This window comes from Pantoea sp. LMR881 (assembly GCF_027157825.1).
GTDB classification, from domain to species: domain Bacteria; phylum Pseudomonadota; class Gammaproteobacteria; order Enterobacterales; family Enterobacteriaceae; genus Pantoea; species Pantoea haifensis.
This window is the reverse complement of sequence record NZ_JAPVOK010000002.1, coordinates 3,482,073-3,499,365: the sequence shown is the minus strand read 5'-3', so window position 1 is coordinate 3,499,365 and position 17,293 is coordinate 3,482,073. Positions and strand designations below refer to the sequence as shown.

Below are 17,293 nucleotides of genomic sequence, written 5' to 3'. Positions count from 1 at the left end.
TTACTATACGCTATTCACGTCGCCGCTGCGTTAAGGCAAAACCGGTGAAAAAGGCGCACAGGATGGCAGCCATCCAGGGCAAGCCGTGCAGAGTAAGTGACATCGCTGCGCCGCCAAGCGCCGGGCCAATGAGCGCACCGATCCCCAGGCGACGGAGAGCGCAGCATAGGCACCCGCCAGCTCAGCGCCCTGAAAACGTTGTCCGATTAGAGTAATGATCACTGTATAGATGCCGACAAAGACTCCGCCCCAGCAGAACAGTAAAAACCGTGCCAGCCAGAGCGAATGCAGCGCCAGCGGCCACATCAGCGCGCCCAGCGTGGATAACGCAGCCAACCAGACAATAAGCCCTTGCCGATCCAGTCGATCGGCTAACCAGCCAATCGGTAACTGCAATACAATGGCACCCACCATCAAAATAGTGATTAGCGAGGTGGCCTGCGCTTCAGGCCAGCCCAGATTCATGGCGTAAATAGCCAGCAGGTTCATGCCCGCCGCTTCCAGGGCAGCATTGAGTAAGGTGGCAGCCAGCGCCAGCGGTAACAGCTTCAGCCAGCGCGATAACTTACGCGGCGTGCGGATTTCGCTGTTAAGGCGCAAACCACGAGCGGTAAGCATTGTCCCCGCAGCAACAACCGCTAACAGCGCCGCCGTGATAAAGGCACTGCCGCCACTGCCCTGCAGCGTTAAGATAAACGGTCCCAGCGCAAACCCAGCTGACAGCATCGCGGTATAGGTTGCCAGCATCCGGGCACGATTGCGCTCAACGCTTTGCTGATTCAGCCAGGTTTCAGTGACGACCAGTATCACTTCGGTAGCCATGCCCAACAGCAGGCGCAGGGCAAAGCTGCTTCCTGACGGCAACAGGGGAAAAAGCGCCAACAGCCCAGCGACGCTGATCAATGATCCCATCAGAAGCCTGGCGGGCGTAAAGCGGCGACAAAGTGCCGGAAGCCACGGCGCTATCAGCAATACGCCCACAGCATGCATCGCTGCGTTGATGCCAATCAGTGCTTCACTGTAGCCTGCTGCTGAGAGACGAAGCGCGATAAGCGGTGCACTCAGCCCGTATGTCAGACCAAAAATCGTAACAGCCAGCAAAACCACACTGCTGTTGCGCGTCATTTGACCACGCTGCGCGATGGCGCCCTTTTCTGCTGCCACAGCGCATACCGTAAGCGTAACCCCTGCCACAGTCGAACCGGCCAGAGCTGGCTCGGGTGCGGTTCAATCACCCGCTTCAGCAAGCGTACATAATCCAGCGCCAGGCCGGGCGTCCAGGTCATCTCCTCTGCCCGACCACGTACCACACCCAGTAACCAAAAGTTGGGATCGCTTAGCAGGCGAATGCCGGCATAAGGCTGTTTAGCCAGTATGCCCTCAATGGCCACATCCAGCGCCTGGATCACCGTTGAAGAGCAGTTACGTGCTGTGAGGTTATAAGTGGTATTCGCACTGTAGCGTAACCAGTAATGGCGCAATGCAGCCTGGTTATAGTGAGGAAAAATAACCTGCTTATCCGGCCGACACCATGAGGCGATTTCAGCTGCCAGCGAGGGAAGAAAGCGGCCAGCGACATCGTTGTGTTCCCCGGCGCGTAACACCGCGCGAAAGTTACCGCTGTCGCGATCGATTTCATCGCGCGGATAGTGGCTGATATAGATATCCTCCGCGCCCATCGCCGCATGGCCAGTGGAAATCACCCCATTGTGATCCACTGCCGCAATATAACGATCGATAAGACGATAACGTTCACGTACTACGCTCGACCCGACAGGCGTCCAGACATAGACCGTTAAGGGTTGCGAAGGTGGTTGATCGGGAAACGGCGGATGCACATAGCGGCTACTGTGCCAGCGGCGTAATCCCGCGGCCTGAAACAGCGGCAGCACGGTAACCGAACTGTCATCGGTTAACAGATGTGCCTGACGCGCCATCAGCAGTAAATTGATGGCAATGCTCAACAGCAATAAGGCAAAGCAGAGCGGTACGGTGATGTGATGATGAAATGGCCAGTCGCTGATAATCAAAACGCTCAGCAGCAATTCCACTACGCCAGTGAAGCAATGTTTACGCCAGCGTACGCCCCGTAAAACCAGCGCGGCCGCGATGCGAAACATACCGTCGAGGAAAAAAGCGATACCGAACAACAGGGCTGAGACATCGTTGTTATCTTCAGGAATATCAAAGATGAGGAAGGCGACAAAAGAAAGCCCACGCCTTTCAGCATGGTTAGCCAGTCAATGAGCATCTCTTTCGTCAACGCCAGCACCATCTGGACGATGCCTTCAATAACGAAAAACGTAGCAAGGGTATCCAGCGGCACCGATAACAGACCATCACTGCTGATGTCGTAAAGTATCGACAGTGCCAGAATCAGTAACGCCACGCCGAAAAAGGCAAGCCAATACCAACGTTTACGCAGCACCTGTGCGCCGGTTAACAGAAAGATCAACTTGATCACAGGACCTCGCCGGGCGAAATCGACACTGATTAAAAATTAGCAATATCCGGCGCGATTGTCAGACAGCAGGCAAAAAAATCAGGCCCGGAGGCCTGATTTCGTCACATCTTCACGTTTACATCAGCGGCTGGGCCAACTGCACCAGGTTAATCAGCGGTTGCGGATAGACACCCAGTAACAGTACCAGAATCGCGGAGATCAGTACCACGACACCACCGGCGGTGAATGCCCAGTTTCCGGGCGTATCACGCGTATGCAGTTCTGGTGGGCTGAGATAAAGACTCACGGTAACGCGCAGATAGTAATAGAGGCCAATTGCACTGCCCGCTACAACCGCGCCGGTCAGCCACCACAGGCTGGCACTCACACCGGAGGCGATGACGTAGAATTTACCGATAAAGCCCAGCGTCATGGGGATACCCGCCAGCGACAGCATCATCACCGTCATGACCGCAGAGAGGATTGGGCGATGCCAGAACAAACCACGGTAAGAGTAGAGTGAATCAGCATCGGGGCCCCGGTACGGGCTGGACATCAGGCTCACCACACCAAACGCGCCCAGGCTGCTGAACAGATAACCGGCCAGATAGACGCCAGCGGTTTCCAGCGACAGCTGATGCGATTTCACGGCAATCAACGCCACCAGCAGATAACCGAGGTGGGCAATGGAGGAGTAACCCAACAGACGCTTGATGTTACTCTGGGAGATTGCCATCAGGTTACCGAACAGAATCGAAACAAAGGCGATAAGAGCCAGCACGGTGCGAACGGCTTCGCTGTCAGTCACTGGCGCGTACATAAACAGACGCATAATCACGCCGAAAATGGCGATTTTGCTCGCTGTAGCCAGGAAGGTCGATACTGGCGCAGGCGCACCCTGATAAACGTCTGGCGTCCAGAGATGAAACGGCACCAGCGACAGTTTAAAGCCAAGGCCGATAATCAACATGCCCAGCCCCACCAGCAGCAGCGGTTCCTGAATCATACTGTCAGTCAGGCTTCTGCCCAGTTCAACGAAGCTCAGGCTGCCTGAATCGGCATAGACCAAAGCAATACCGAACAGCAGGAACGAAGAGGCCGCCGCCGACAGAATGGTATATTTCAGTGCCGCTTCCAGTGAACGCTTTTGGCGGAACGCATAGCCAATCATGCCAAACAGTGGCAGCGACAGCAGTTCAATACCGATAAACAGTGAAGCCAGATGATTGGCGCTCGCCAGTACCACACCGCCCAGCGCCGCAATCAGCACCAGCAGATAGAACTCATCCTTGTTGTCCGGAAACCCGACCAGCCACGGATAGGCAAACGTACAGGTCGCGAGGCTCGCCAGCATGACCAGTGCGGTGTAAAACATGGAATAACCGTCTACGCGCATCAGTGGCGTGACGTCCATTGCACCCACCTGCCCGACAAAGTAGAGCGAGAAAAGCGCGAGGTTGAGGCCAATCACCGTCAGCGTGGCGTTAACGAAATGGTTGCGTCGCCAGGCAATGGACAGCATCACAACCACCACCGTCAATCCGACGATCAACAGCGGCAGCAACGCGATCAATTGTTGAGGAGTTATTGTCATGGCGAATTACGGCCTTGTAGTTGAAATTGAAGCGGTAAACCACTGCTGAATATTGCTCATCGCAGCGTGTGAGGTGTCCAGAATCGGCTGCGGATAAATCCCCAACAGCACCAGCAGAACCACCAACACCATAATGGTCAGAAACTCTCGCGGCGACATTCCCGCCAGCGGCTCTTTTGACTTTGCTTCGCCGTAATAGGCGCGCTGCATCATGATCAACGAGTAAACCGAGGCAAACACCAGACCGAACGTACCAATAACAATAATCACCGGTACGACCTGGAAGCTACCAGTCAGGATCATGAACTCACCAGCAAAGTTGCCGGTGCCCGGCATCCCCAGGTTAGCGACGGCGAAAAACAGTGACAGCCCCGGGATCCATTTGATGCGTGACCACAATCCGCCCATTTGACGCATATCACGGGTATGCAGACGCTCATACAGCTGACCGCACAGGATGAACAGTGCCGCAGCAGACAGGCCGTGCGCAATCATCTGGACAACTGCGCCCTGGAACGCCAGCTGGTTGCCGGTATAAATAGCAATCAACACAAAGCCCATGTGCGAAATCGAGGTGTAGGCAATCAGGCGTTTGATATCAGTCTGTGAAAATGCCATCCAGGCACCGTAGAAGATACCGATGACACCGAGCCACATTGCGACAGGTGCAAACTCTGCCGAGGCATTCGGAAACAGCGGCAGGCTAAAGCGCAGTAAACCATAGGCTGCGGTTTTCAACAGAATCCCGGCGAGATCCACTGAACCGGCCGTCGGGGCCTGGCTGTGCGCATCCGGCAGCCAGCCATGCAATGGCACTACCGGCATTTTTACAGCAAAAGCGATGAAGAAGCCCAGCATCAGCACATACTCAACGGTGCGTGACATTGGGGTGTTCAGCAGCTGTTCATAGTTAAATGTCCAGACGCCCGTCGCGTTGTAGTGCACAAATACCAGACCCAGAATGGCAATCAACATCACCAGACCTGACGACTGGGTATAGATGAAGAACTTGGTCGCTGCGGTAATACGGGTTTTACCGTCTGATGCCTTATGACCCCAAAGTGCGATGAGGAAGTACATCGGCACCAGCATCATTTCCCAGAAGAAGAAGAACAGGAACATGTCGATGGCAAGGAACACACCGATCACGCCGCCCAGAATCCACATCAGGTTAAGATGAAAGAATCCCTGATATTTGTTGATCTCATTCCAGGAACAGAGCACCGCCATTAAGCCCAGCAAACCGGTCAGTACCACCATCAGTAATGACAAGCCATCCAGTGCTAAATGAAAGCTGATACCAAAACGCGGTATCCAGGGTACGGAGAAATCAGATTGCCACTGCGGAATGCCCGCTGCCTGCGTCAGTGAATACCCCCCTGCAACCAGAGTTGCAGCGAAAGTGCCAACGTCAGCCCCATAGTGATCAGGGCGATCCAGCGTGGCATCTTCGCGCCAAGGCGCTCAGTAAGCCAGCAGAGCAAGCCACCGACGAAGGGTATGATGATTAGCCAAGGTAGTAGCACGGCGTATTATCCCTTTTTTTTGCTTTTGTTCGGGCTAGCTTACTGGCCATTTTCGTCTCTGCCCGTGCACGCAATCCTCACGTATTTCAGTACGCTCCGGTTGTTGTGCGCTGACAGTGACAAATCTGGCTACAGCGATAACGCCCTGACATCAGCTAATTTTGTCATTCTTAATGGGTAGGCTTTAAACCTACCCTGCTCATCAATCTTTAAATCACCAGCATCAGCGCCAGGACGACTACGGCACCGACGCTCATCGACGCGACATACCAGCGCAGATAACCGTTTTCACTCACGACCAACCCTTTGTTGGCGATGCGGGAAATCAGTGCAGGCAGATTCATCAACGCATTAAGCGGATCGCGCTGCAGCAGCCACGCAATGCCCAGATACGGTTTGACGAATACCTTGTCGTAAAGCCAGTCGAAGCCCCAGGCTGCAAACCACCAGGTGCCAAAGAAGCGGCCCGGTGCGCTGTTGGCCACGCGGGTTACTCTCTGACGATCGCCCAGCCACAGCGCGGCAGCAATCAGAATGCCGACAATCGCCACAACGCCAGAGGTGATTTCCAGTGCGACTTTTCCGCCTTCACCAAACTCACCGGCAGGCAGTACACCCGCCAGCGGAGGCGTAATCAAGGCACCCACGAAGGTCGACAGCACCAGCAGCACAATCAGTGGCAGATGATGAGTAATACCCTTACCGGCATGCGCATGAATTTTCTCTTCGCCGTGAAACACAATAAAAATCATGCGGAAGGTATAAATCGAGGTCAGGAACGCACCGACCAAACCTGCAACCATCAGATTAATATGGCCGTTGGCTAAAGCACCAAACAGGATTTCGTCTTTACTGTAGAAGCCTGCCGTAATCAGCGGCAATGCTGCCAGCGCAGCGCCCCCACCAGGAAACAGGTATACACCAGCGGAATGCTTTTACGCAGCCCGCCCATCCTGAAGATGTTCTGCTCATGGTGACAGGCCAGAATGACAGAGCCTGAAGAGAGGAACAGTAACGCTTTAAAGAAAGCATGCGTCATTAAATGGAAAATAGCGGCATCCCACGCCTGCACGCCTAATGCCAGGAACATATAGCCAATCTGACTCATGGTGGAGTAGGCAAGCACGCGTTTGATATCGGTTTGCACCAGCGCAGCAAAACCCGCCAGCACCAGCGTGATAGCACCCACAATGCCAACCAGATGCAGCACATCTGGCGTCAGCAGGAACAGGCCGTGGCTACGTGCAATCAGGTAAACGCCTGCGGTCACCATGGTTGCGGCATGAATCAGCGCCGAAACCGGGGTTGGACCCGCCATCGCATCGGCTAACCACGTCTGTAATGGCAGCTGCGCCGATTTACCTACCGCGCCACCTAACAGCATCAGCGTGGCCCATTGCAGCATATGATTATCAGCTGCAAAGTGCGCCGGAGCCAGTTCCATCATTTCGCGGAAGTTCAGCGTGCCCAGTTCGTTGTAGAGAATGAACAGAGCAAAGGCGAGAAACACATCGCCGACACGGGTAATGATGAACGCCTTCATTGCCGCTTTACCGTTATCCGGATTGCTGTAGTAGAAGCCGATCAGCAGGTAAGAGCATAGCCCCACCCCTTCCCAGCCGAGATACATCAGCATCAGGTTATCGGCCAGCACCAGAATTACCATGCTCGCAATAAACAGGTTGGTATAAGCAAAGAAGCGCGAATAGCCCTCCTCACCACGCATATACCAGCTTGCGAACATGTGGATAAAGAAGCCGACTCCCGTGACCACTGACAGCATGGTCAGTGACAAGCCATCCAGCGTCAGATTCACTTTAATGTCGAAGTTACCGACCTGCATCCAGGTCCAGAGCGCCTGCGTGAAGACCTGTTGACCATGCGCAAAAAAGTCAAATCCGGCATAGACCGTAACCAGTGCCGCAAGGCCAACCGAACCCATGCCAACCGTTGCCGACAGGTTCTCTGACCAGCGGCCGCGAGAAAACGCTAACAGCAAAAAGCCAATTAGCGGAAACAGTACCGTTAAATAGAGAAGATTCATCCGCGCATCTCGCTCACAGTATCAATGTTCAACGTCTGACGACGACGATAAAGCTGGAGCAGCAGCGCCAGACCAATACTCGCTTCTGCTGCGGCCAGGCTGATAGCCAGGATATACATCACCTGTCCGTCGGCTTGTCCCCAGTAGCTGCCCGCCACCACTAACGCCAGTGCCGCAGCGTTGATCATGATTTCGAGACCGATCAGCATGAATAACAAATTACGACGCAGCACCAGTGATGTCAGTCCAAGGACAAACAGCACGGCGGCAAGAATCAATCCATGTTGTAAAGGGATCATGCCTGCTCCTTATTCACTTGCTGGGCGTCAACCGAGCGGTTGCTCAGCACTTCGCCCGGACGCTCTTCGCGCCCGATATGGAACGCCACCACCAGGCCCGCCAGCAGCAGCATTGAAGCCAGCTCAACCGCCAGAACATAGGGGCCAAACAGACTAATACCCACCGCTTTAGCATCAATGATTTTGCCGTCAATGCCCTGATCGTTTGCAGTCAGGATAGCGTAGATCATTACCACTAAAAGCAGCAGTGACACGATGCCTGGCCCAATCCACAGCGAAGGCTTCAGCCATTCACGCTCCTGTTTTTCAGTGGTTTTGCCGAGGTTCAGCATCATCACCACAAACACAAACAGCACCATGATGGCGCCCGCGTAGACAATGATTTCCAGCGCACCAGCAAAGTAGGCGCCCAGCGAAAAGAACACACCGGCAATCGACAACAGCGAAACGATCAGGTACAGCAACGCATGTACCGGATTAGTGTGGGTGATAACGCGCAATGTCGTTAGCACCGCCACCAGTCCGCAAAGATAAAACGCAAATTCCATGCCTTGCTCCTTAAGGTAATAAGCCTTTAACGTCGACAGGTTTAGCTTCGTTTTCCGCTTCACCTTTATCTTTGCCGTCAATCGCCATACCCGCCATGCGGTAGAAGTTGTATTCCGGATATTTACCTGGGCCCGAGATCAGCAGATCGCCTTTCTCATACACCAAATCCTGACGTTTAAACTCGCCGAGTTCGAAGTCTGGCGTGAGCTGAATCGCAGTGGTTGGGCAGGCTTCTTCACACAGACCGCAGAAGATGCAGCGTGAGAAGTTGATACGGAAAAATTCCGGATACCAGCGACCATCTTTTGTTTCCGCTTTTTGCAGCGAAATGCAGCCTACGGGACAAGCAACTGCACACAGGTTACAGGCAACGCAACGCTCTTCACCGTCAGGATCGCGCGTTAACACGATGCGACCGCGATAGCGTGGTGGCAGGTAAACCGGCTCTTCGGGATACATTTGCGTTTCGCGTTTAGCGAAAGCGTGCATACCTATCATGAAAATACTGCGCACTGTCGTGCCGAAGCCAACGACAATCTCTTTTAACGTCATTTGTTAACCCCTTACTGCGCTGTGTAGAGAATCACTGCGGCGGTCGCCAGCAGGTTCAACAGCGTCAACGGCAGACACACTTTCCAGCCGAACGACAGCACCTGGTCATAGCGTGGACGCGGAAGCGCAGCACGAATCAGGATGAACATCATCATGAAGAACGCTGTTTTGATAGCGAACCAGATGAACGGCGGCAGGAACGGCCCATGCCAGCCACCAAAGAACAGCGTCACGATCAGCGCGGATACGGTGGTAATCGCCACATATTCGCCCACAAAGAACAGACCAAATTTCATACCGGCATATTCGATGTGATAACCATCGGCCAGTTCCTGCTCGGCTTCCGGCTGGTCAAACGGATGGCGGTGACACACCGCTACGCCAGCAATACAGAAGGTCAAAAAGCCGAAGAACTGCGGGATAATATTCCAGAGATGAGCCTGGCTATTCACGATGTCATTCATATTGAATGAACCCGCCTGCGCCACAACACCCATCAGCGACAGGCCAAGAAACACTTCGTAGCTCAGGGTCTGTGCAGAAGCACGCATTGCACCCAGCAGCGAGTATTTGTTATTACTCGACCAGCCCGCAAACAGCACTGCATAAACAGCAAGCCCGGCCATCATCAGGAAGAACAGCAAACCGATGTTCAGGTCAGTCACGATCCAGGTCGGCGAAACCGGCACAATCGCAAACGCCAGTAGCAGAGAAACGAAGGCAATAACTGGCGCGAGGGTAAAGATGAAGCGATCGGTGAACGGCGGAACCCAGTCCTCTTTAAAAAACATTTTGATCATGTCTGCCACCAGTTGCAGCGAGCCGCCCCAACCCACGCGGTTAGGCCCGTAGCGATTCTGGAACAGGCCGAGCAGACGACGCTCGGCAAAACTCATGAACGCGCCGCAGGCCACCACCACCAGCAGAATGACGATGGCTTTAACGATAGCCAGCAAAATGTCGATAACATCCGGTGTTAACCAGCTCATTGCGCCGCCTCCTGCAGTTTTTCAATGTTGCCGTTTGCCAGGAATGGCGGTACGCCCGGCATTCCCAGCGGCAGACCGACCTGCCCCGCCTGCAACGCAGATGAGAAACGCACAGGCAGGCGCAGCGTTTCACCGGCACAGATTAACTCGACTGACGCACCGTTATTGACACCCAATTTAGCGGCATCATCAGGATTGATAACTAACATCGGCTGCGCCATGCGCTTCTGGAAGGTTGCTGAACGCTGCGACATCTCTTCACTGCCAAACAGCTGATAGTAAGGTGCAACGCGCCAGTTATCGCCGCTGACAAATGAAGAAGGCACATTGCTGAACCACGGCAGTTGCGTTTCGCTGACCTCAAACAGACGCACACCTGGATCGCCATTACGTAATTTACCGCCCACTTCGTCCTGGAATTTATTCCAGGCCTGCGGTGAGTTCCAGCCCGGTGCCCAGGCAAAGGAATTTGCGAACGCGGCGCGCCCGGCTGGTTGTTACCTTCCATTGAGAAGGCAAACATTGAGTCTTTATCCTGCGGCTGACGTGGTTCGTGCACGCTGATGTTAGCGCGCGCGGCAGTACGTCCGCTGCTGCGATGAGGTGAGCGCGACAGCTTTTGTCCACGAATGCGGAAGCTGGCATCCGGTGCGGCATCTTTAATGCCTTTCAGCTGTGGCAGCGTGGTCACCACGGCATCGATCACATGGTCCAGCTGCGTCCAGTCAACGTGGCGGCTCTGCAGCGTACTGTGCAGTGAATGCAGCCAGCGCCAGCTTTCCAGCATCACAATGCTGTTATCGTAGTAAGCCGGATCGTAAACCTGGAAGAAGCGTTGCGCACGGCCTTCGTGGTTGATAGACGTACCGTCACTCTCCGCGAAGCTGGCGGTGGAGAAGACTAACCCCGCTTTTTCCAGCGTAGCGGTACGTTGATGATCGACCACAATAATGTTATTAGCGTTGGCTAATGCCTTATCCACCAGTGCTTTTGGTGCATGGCGATAGAGATCATTTTCCAGCACTACCACAGTATCGGCTTCGCCGTTGCGCAGCTGCTCCAGCGCAGCATCCAGCGTGTTACCCCCATTAAGCCCAGCCCCATGCTATTCGCATGGCCCGCTAACAGAGTGATACCGACGTCTGAACCCCGTGCTTTTAACGCTTTCGCCACGTTGGCTGCCGCTTCGATCATGGCGGTGCTGCCAGAGTGCGTACCGGAAATGATCAGCGGTTTTTTCGCACCGGCTAACGCCTGCACGATAACATCCAGCTTACCTTTCAGGCTGCTGTCAAAATCGTTAACGACCGGTGCCGTTTCATCCAGCGCACTGGCGATAGCGAAGCCCAGACGCGCCTGATCTTCTACCGGCGCACGGTAACTCCACGCGGCAATATCATCCAGGCGGGTTTCATCAACGTTAGTTACAAACAGTGGATGTTTGGCATGCTGACCAATATTGAGGATGGCGGCAATTTGCCAGTCAGCCACTTTCTGAGCGGCGGCCATTTCACGCGCTTTGCCCTTCACGGCCTGACGAACAGAGAGTGCCACACGTGCACCCACCTGGGTTAAATCTTCACCCAGCACCAGTACCGCATCATAGCTTTCCATTTCACGCAGTGACGGCGTATAAACGCCTCCTTCGCGTAAAATGTTAAGCATCAGCTCAAGCCGCGCCTGCTCACCTGCTGGCATGCCGGTCGAGAAATTCTCTGCACCCACAAGCTCACGCAGCGCGAAATTACTTTCGATGCTGGCGCGAGGCGAGCCAATACCGACCACTTTTTTTGCCTGACGCAGCACGTCGGCACCAGCGTTGACCGCCTGTTCAGCGTTGAGATGCACCCAGTCATTGCCACGCAGCAGCGCAGGATGGCGCGGGCGATCTTTACGGTTGACGTAGCCATAGCCGAAACGACCACGGTCACACAGGAAGTAGTGGTTTATGGTGCCGTTGTAGCGGTTTTCGATACGACGCAGTTCACCATAGCGTTCACCTGGGCTGGTATTACAGCCGACGCTGCACTGCTGGCAGATACTCGGGGCGAACTGCATATCCCACTTACGGTTATAGCGTTCGGAGTGGGTTTTATCGGTAAATACGCCGGTCGGGCAAATTTCTACCAGATTGCCAGAAAATTCACTTTCCAGCGTGCCATCTTCGGGACGACCAAAGTAGACGTTGTCATGGGCGCCGTAGACGCCGAGGTCTTTACCGTCAGCATAATCTTTGTAATAGCGCACGCAGCGATAACAGGCGATACAGCGGTTCATCTCATGTGAAACGAACGGGCCGAGATCCTGATTACGGTGGGTACGTTTCGTAAAGCGATAGCGGCGGAAGCTATGACCGGTCATGACGGTCATATCCTGAAGGTGACAGTTACCGCCCTCTTCACAAACCGGACAGTCGTGTGGATGGTTGGTCATTAACCATTCAACCACGCTCTCACGAAACTCTTTTGCTTCGCCATCATCAATAGAGATGAAAGTGCCATCAGACGCCGGCGTCATGCAGGACATGACGAGACGGCCACGGGTATCTTCGGCATTCTGGAATTGCTTCACCGCGCACTGGCGGCAGGCACCCACGCTTCCCAGCGCCGGATGCCAGCAAAAATAAGGAATATCAAGGCCCAGAGAAAGACACGCCTGTAGCAGGTTGTCCGCTCCGTTCACATCATACTCTTTACCGTCTACATGGATTGTAGCCATAGTGAACATGCTTCCGTAAGGCTCGTTAACAACGAGCGTTAATCATATTCTTGCCCCTGACTGCATCAGGGACAGCGGCGCAAGGCCAGGTTCCGTGTGCTGCGGTGATTTACCAGCGCGCTTTCAGCAGGTTTGGCTGAATACCACCAATCGATCGGGTATTGCCAAACACCTGCGGCGCGATGCCGGCTTCAAACTCTTCACGGAAATATTTAATCGCGCTTTGTAGCGGCTCAACGGCACCCGGCGCATGTGCGCAGAACGTTTTACCTGGACCGAGCTGGCGGCAAAGCTGCTGTAAGGTTTCGATATCACCCGGCTGGCCTTGCTTTTGTTCCAGCGCACGGAGGATTTTCACGCTCCACGGCAAACCATCACGGCAGGGCGTACACCAGCCACAAGATTCACGCGCAAAGAACTCTTCAAGATTGCGCACCAGCGACACCATGTTGATTTCATGATCAACAGCCATAGCCAGTGCCGTTCCTAAACGGCTACCCGCTTTACCGATGCTGGCGAACTCCATCGGCAGATCGAGATGCTCATCGGTCAGGAAGTCAGTTCCTGCCCCGCCCGGCTGCCAGGCTTTAAATCGCAAGCCATCGCGCATCCCGCCAGCGTAATCTTCCAGAATTTCACGAGCAGTGATGCCAAAAGGCAGTTCCCATACGCCTGGATTTTTCACGCGGCCGGAAAAGCCCATCATTTTGGTGCCGGTGTCATCGCTTTTTGACAGCCCTTTGTACCACTCCACGCCGTTAGCGAGGATGGCGGGCACGTTCGACAAGGTTTCAACGTTGTTAACGCAGGTGGGTTTACCCCAGGCACCCGCACTCGCCGGAAAAGGCGGTTTAGAGCGTGGATTCGCACGACGCCCTTCCAGCGAGTTGATCAGCGCCGTTTCTTCACCGCAGATGTAACGTCCCGCACCCGTGTGCACAATCAGCTCAAAATCGAAGCCGGTGCCCAGAATGTTTTTGCCGAGGTAACCCGCTTCCAGTCGCCTCAGCGATAGCGCGACGCAGATTCACCGCCGCTTCAATATATTCACCGCGCAGGAAGATGTAACCACGATAAGCTTTAAGCGCGAAGGCGCTGATCAGCATGCCTTCAACCAGCTGGTGTGGCATCTGTTCCATCAACAGGCGATCTTTATAGGTGCCTGGCTCCATTTCATCAGCGTTACACAGCAGGTAACGGATATTCATGGATTCGTCTTTTGGCATCAGACTCCACTTCAGGCCGGTGGAGAAGCCCGCACCGCCGCGTCCTTTCAGACCCGAATCTTTAACCAGCGCAACAATCTCATCCGGTGCCATGCCGTTGAGTGCTTTTTCCGCGCCGCCGTAGCCGTTTTTGCTGCGATATTCATCCATCCAGACCGGCTGCTGGTCATCACGCATACGCCAGGTCAGTGGATGGGTTTCCGCAGTACGAATGATCTGTTTGATGGTCATTGATACTGCTCCAGTAACGTGGCGATGGATTCTGGCGTCAGATGAACGTGCGTATCTTCATCCACCATCATGGTTGGTCCTTTATCGCAGTTGCCGAGGCAGCAGGTTGGCAGCAGCGTGAAGCGCCCATCGGTGGTGGTCTGACCCGGCTTGATATTGAGGTTTTGCTCCAGCGCAGCCTGAATACCCTGATAACCGGTAATATGGCATACCACGCTGTCGCAATAGCGAATTACATGGCGACCCACCGGTTGGCGGAAAATCTGACTATAAAATGTCGCTACCCCTTCGACGTCACTGGCGGGAATACCTAATACGTTAGCAATGGCGTGAATGGCGCCATCTGGCACCCATCCGCGCTGCTTCTGCACGATCTTCAGCGCCTCAATCGACGCTGCGCGCGCATCTTCGTAATGGTGTTTTTCGTGCTCAATGGCGTGATGCTCTTCCTCGCTCAGCACGAAGACCTCGTTTGGGTCGATCGTTTTAACGGCAATGTATTGATCGTGCATAATTAGCGGTCCACGTCTGACATAACAAAATCGATACTACCGAGGTACACGATCAGATCGGATACCAGGCTGCCACGGATCACTGAAGGGATCTGCTGCAGGTGCGGGAAGCTTGGCGTACGCACGCGGGTGCGGTAGCTCATAGTGCTGCCATCGCTGGTCAGGTAGTAACTGTTGATTCCTTTGGTCGCCTCGATCATCTGGAAGGATTCGTTAGCCGGCATAACCGGGCCCCAGGAAACCTGCAGGAAGTGAGTGATCAGGGTTTCGATGTGCTGCAAGGTGCGCTCTTTTGGCGGCGGCGTTGTCAGCGGATGATCCGCCTTGAACGGACCTTCTGGCATGTTATTCAGGCACTGCTCCAGAATACGTAGCGATTGCCACATCTCTTCCATCTTCAACTGGACGCGGGTGTACGCATCGCTGATACCGGCGCCAACCGGAATCTCAAAGTCAAAGTTTTCATAGCCTGAATAAGGACGCCATTTACGCACGTCAAAATCGACGCCAGTAGCACGTAAGCCTGCACCGGTCGTTCCCCATGCCAGCGCCTCTTCCATGTTATAAGCAGCCACGCCTTGCGAACGGCCCATCAATACGGAGTTGCGCAGTGCCGCTTTGTCGTACTCTTTCAGGCGTTTCGGCATCCAGTCGAGGAAGTCACGCAGCAGGCGTTCCCATCCTTTCGGCAGATCGTGCGCAACACCTCCGATGCGGAACCACGCCGGGTGCATACGGAAACCAGTGATCGCTTCCACCACATCATAGATTTTTTGACGATCGGTAAAGGCAAAGAACACTGGCGTCATGGCACCCACGTCCTGAATAAACGTGGAGATGTAGAGCAGATGACTGTTAATACGGAACAGCTCGGAAAGCATGACGCGAATGACATTCACGCGATCTGGCACCACGATACCGGCCAGTTTCTCAACCGCCAGCACGTAAGGCATCTCATTCACGCAGCCGCCCAGATACTCGACGCGGTCGGTATAAGGAATGTAGCTGTGCCAGGACTGACGCTCGCCCATCTTTTCAGCACCGCGATGGTGATAACCGATATCGGGTACGCAATCGACAATCTCTTCGCCATCCAGTTGCAGAATGATACGGAAAGCACCGTGCGCCGAGGGATGGTTAGGACCAAGGTTGAGGAACATGAAGTCTTCGCTGGCGGTGCCGCGCTTCATGCCCCAGTCTTCTGGTTTGAAAGTCAGGGCTTCCATTTCCAGATCTTCTTTCTGCTTGGTCAGTGTGAATGGATCGAATTCAGTGGCGCGTGCAGGATAATCTTTACGCAGCGGGTGGCCTTCCCAGGTTGGCGGCATCATGATACGAGTCAGATGCGGATGGCCATCAAACGTGACGCCGAACATCTCCCAGGTTTCGCGTTCGTACCAGTTAGCATTGGCGAAAAGTTTGGTGAGGGTCGGCACATGCATGTCGTTTTCAGAAACTGCGACTTTAAGCATGATGTCGCGATTTCGTTCAATCGACAGCAGATGGTAGAAAACGGAAAAATCCGCAGCAGGTAAACCTGCGCGGTTAGTGCGTAAACGCTCATCCATGCCATGCAGGTCATACAGCATGACGTAGGGTTTCGGTAATTTGCGCAGAAACTCAACGATTTCCAGTAACTGCTCGCGTTTTACCCATACCACCGGGATGCCGGTACGGGTGGCTTGCAGAGTAAAGGCATCCGGCCCAAAACGGTTACGCAGCTCGCCAATCACCGGATCATCCAGGTGATCCCGGGTTTGCCATGCTGGCTGAGCGAGATCTTGCGTGGTCAAATCTGTCATACGTTACTCACCATTCCGGCCTGTTTACAGGCGCTCAAATGAAGGCGTCAGGATGGAGGCCGTGCATTAATTGTGATGTTATGCTGCGGGCCCTTATCCCATCCGTGTACGGTTTGCTTAAACTTCGTCTGGCGTGCGCAGATTAGTGACCGCAATACGCTCACCGCGCTTTCTGTCGCGCTCTGACTGCATATTGGCACGATAAACGCCTTGATCACCCACCACCCAGGAAAGCGGACGGCGCTCTTTGCCGATCGATTCCTGCAGCAGCAGCAGGGCCTGCATGTACGCTTCCGGGCGCGGCGGGCACCCTGGGATATAAACATCTACAGGCAGAAATTTATCGACACCCTGCACAACGGAATAGATATCGTACATGCCGCCGGAATTCGCACAGGCTCCCATGGAAATGACCCACTTTGGCTCCAGCATCTGGTCATACAAACGCTGAATAACCGGGGCCATTTTGGTAAATGGCGTGCCAGCGATAACCATAAAATCGGCCTGGCGCGGTGACGCACGCATAACTTCTGCTCCAAAACGCGCCACATCGTGTACCGCGGTGAAGGAGGTCGTCATCTCTACGTAACAGCATGAAAGACCAAAGTTGTACGGCCAGAGGGAGTTTTTACGTCCCCAGTTCACCATGTCATGCAGGGCATTCTCAAGTTTGCCCATATAAACGCTGCGATGAACGTGCTGCTCCAGCGGATCGCTGACGATTTCCTGCTTTTGCAGAGGATAACGGTCGTTCTCACCACCGTTCGGGTCTATGCGGGTGAGCGTATAGTCCATCTTATTGCCTCTC

At 54.3% G+C, this 17,293-nt stretch carries 11 protein-coding genes and 4 pseudogenes; all 15 read right to left on the bottom strand.

The window, feature by feature from the left end; all coding sequences use genetic code 11:
* Nucleotides 1-30: 30 nt before the first annotated feature.
* The 15 genes and pseudogenes from O3W44_RS18365 to O3W44_RS18295 all read right to left on the bottom strand — a co-directional run bounded on the left by O3W44_RS18365 (nt 31) and on the right by O3W44_RS18295 (nt 17,280).
* Nucleotides 31-1,164 carry an MFS transporter gene (locus O3W44_RS18365; protein ID WP_269294175.1) on the bottom strand — a complete coding sequence of 378 codons (1,134 nt, stop codon included), beginning with the start codon at nt 1,162-1,164 and terminating at the stop codon, nt 31-33.
* Nucleotides 1,122-2,120 carry a hypothetical protein gene (locus O3W44_RS18360; RefSeq protein WP_269294174.1) on the bottom strand — a complete coding sequence of 333 codons (999 nt, stop codon included), beginning with the start codon at nt 2,118-2,120 and terminating at the stop codon, nt 1,122-1,124. The genes O3W44_RS18365 and O3W44_RS18360 overlap by 43 nt, the downstream gene beginning before the upstream one ends.
* Nucleotides 2,051-2,464 carry a hypothetical protein gene (locus O3W44_RS18355; RefSeq protein ID WP_269294173.1) on the bottom strand — a complete coding sequence of 138 codons (414 nt, stop codon included), beginning with the start codon at nt 2,462-2,464 and terminating at the stop codon, nt 2,051-2,053. The genes O3W44_RS18360 and O3W44_RS18355 overlap by 70 nt, the downstream gene beginning before the upstream one ends.
* 115 nt (nt 2,465-2,579) lie before the next feature.
* Complete coding sequence (gene nuoN, locus O3W44_RS18350) at nt 2,580-4,037, bottom strand: NADH-quinone oxidoreductase subunit NuoN (RefSeq protein WP_269294172.1); 1,458 nt, start codon at nt 4,035-4,037, stop codon at nt 2,580-2,582.
* A 6-nt stretch (nt 4,038-4,043) separates the two neighbouring features.
* Nucleotides 4,044-5,563: pseudogene (gene nuoM / locus O3W44_RS18345) on the bottom strand (NADH-quinone oxidoreductase subunit M).
* A 209-nt stretch (nt 5,564-5,772) separates the two neighbouring features.
* Nucleotides 5,773-7,607, bottom strand: a pseudogene (gene nuoL / locus O3W44_RS18340) (NADH-quinone oxidoreductase subunit L).
* Nucleotides 7,604-7,906, bottom strand: coding sequence for an NADH-quinone oxidoreductase subunit NuoK (nuoK, locus tag O3W44_RS18335; protein WP_013509877.1), 303 nt, complete (start codon nt 7,904-7,906; stop codon nt 7,604-7,606). Before nuoK ends, nuoL begins: the two are co-directional and overlap by 4 nt.
* A complete protein-coding gene (gene nuoJ, locus O3W44_RS18330; RefSeq protein ID WP_269294171.1) occupies nt 7,903-8,454 on the bottom strand; it encodes an NADH-quinone oxidoreductase subunit J in 552 nt (183 codons plus the stop codon). The genes nuoK and nuoJ overlap by 4 nt, the downstream gene beginning before the upstream one ends.
* Before the next feature lie 10 nt (nt 8,455-8,464).
* Entirely contained in the window at nt 8,465-9,007 is a 543-nt protein-coding gene (nuoI, locus tag O3W44_RS18325; protein ID WP_269294170.1) for an NADH-quinone oxidoreductase subunit NuoI, read from the bottom strand.
* Between the two features lie 11 nt (nt 9,008-9,018).
* Nucleotides 9,019-9,996 carry an NADH-quinone oxidoreductase subunit NuoH gene (gene nuoH / locus O3W44_RS18320; protein WP_269294169.1) on the bottom strand — a complete coding sequence of 326 codons (978 nt, stop codon included), beginning with the start codon at nt 9,994-9,996 and terminating at the stop codon, nt 9,019-9,021.
* A pseudogene (gene nuoG, locus O3W44_RS18315) lies at nt 9,993-12,714 on the bottom strand (NADH-quinone oxidoreductase subunit NuoG). Before nuoG ends, nuoH begins: the two are co-directional and overlap by 4 nt.
* A 109-nt stretch (nt 12,715-12,823) precedes the next feature.
* A pseudogene (gene nuoF, locus O3W44_RS18310) lies at nt 12,824-14,171 on the bottom strand (NADH-quinone oxidoreductase subunit NuoF).
* Nucleotides 14,168-14,683, bottom strand: a complete 516-nt coding sequence (gene nuoE, locus O3W44_RS18305) for an NADH-quinone oxidoreductase subunit NuoE (protein WP_269294168.1) — start codon at nt 14,681-14,683, stop codon at nt 14,168-14,170. Before nuoE ends, nuoF begins: the two are co-directional and overlap by 4 nt.
* Before the next feature lie 2 nt (nt 14,684-14,685).
* Nucleotides 14,686-16,485, bottom strand: coding sequence for an NADH-quinone oxidoreductase subunit C/D (nuoC, locus tag O3W44_RS18300; protein WP_269294167.1), 1,800 nt, complete (start codon nt 16,483-16,485; stop codon nt 14,686-14,688).
* A 117-nt stretch (nt 16,486-16,602) separates the two neighbouring features.
* Nucleotides 16,603-17,280 carry a NuoB/complex I 20 kDa subunit family protein gene (locus O3W44_RS18295; RefSeq protein ID WP_269294166.1) on the bottom strand — a complete coding sequence of 226 codons (678 nt, stop codon included), beginning with the start codon at nt 17,278-17,280 and terminating at the stop codon, nt 16,603-16,605.
* Between the last annotated feature and the right edge of the window lie 13 nt (nt 17,281-17,293).

Coding starts and splice junctions, on each gene's coding strand:
- O3W44_RS18360 (WP_269294174.1), bottom strand. CDS start 2,120: ATGTTTCGCATCGCGGCCGCGCTGGTTTTACGGGGCGTACGCTGGCGT.
- nuoN (WP_269294172.1), bottom strand. CDS start 4,037: ATGACAATAACTCCTCAACAATTGATCGCGTTGCTGCCGCTGTTGATC.
- nuoK (WP_013509877.1), bottom strand. CDS start 7,906: ATGATCCCTTTACAACATGGATTGATTCTTGCCGCCGTGCTGTTTGTC.
- nuoJ (WP_269294171.1), bottom strand. CDS start 8,454: ATGGAATTTGCGTTTTATCTTTGCGGACTGGTGGCGGTGCTAACGACA.
- nuoI (WP_269294170.1), bottom strand. CDS start 9,007: ATGACGTTAAAAGAGATTGTCGTTGGCTTCGGCACGACAGTGCGCAGT.
- nuoH (WP_269294169.1), bottom strand. CDS start 9,996: ATGAGCTGGTTAACACCGGATGTTATCGACATTTTGCTGGCTATCGTT.
- nuoE (WP_269294168.1), bottom strand. CDS start 14,683: ATGCACGATCAATACATTGCCGTTAAAACGATCGACCCAAACGAGGTC.
- nuoC (WP_269294167.1), bottom strand. CDS start 16,485: ATGACAGATTTGACCACGCAAGATCTCGCTCAGCCAGCATGGCAAACC.
- O3W44_RS18295 (WP_269294166.1), bottom strand. CDS start 17,280: ATGGACTATACGCTCACCCGCATAGACCCGAACGGTGGTGAGAACGAC.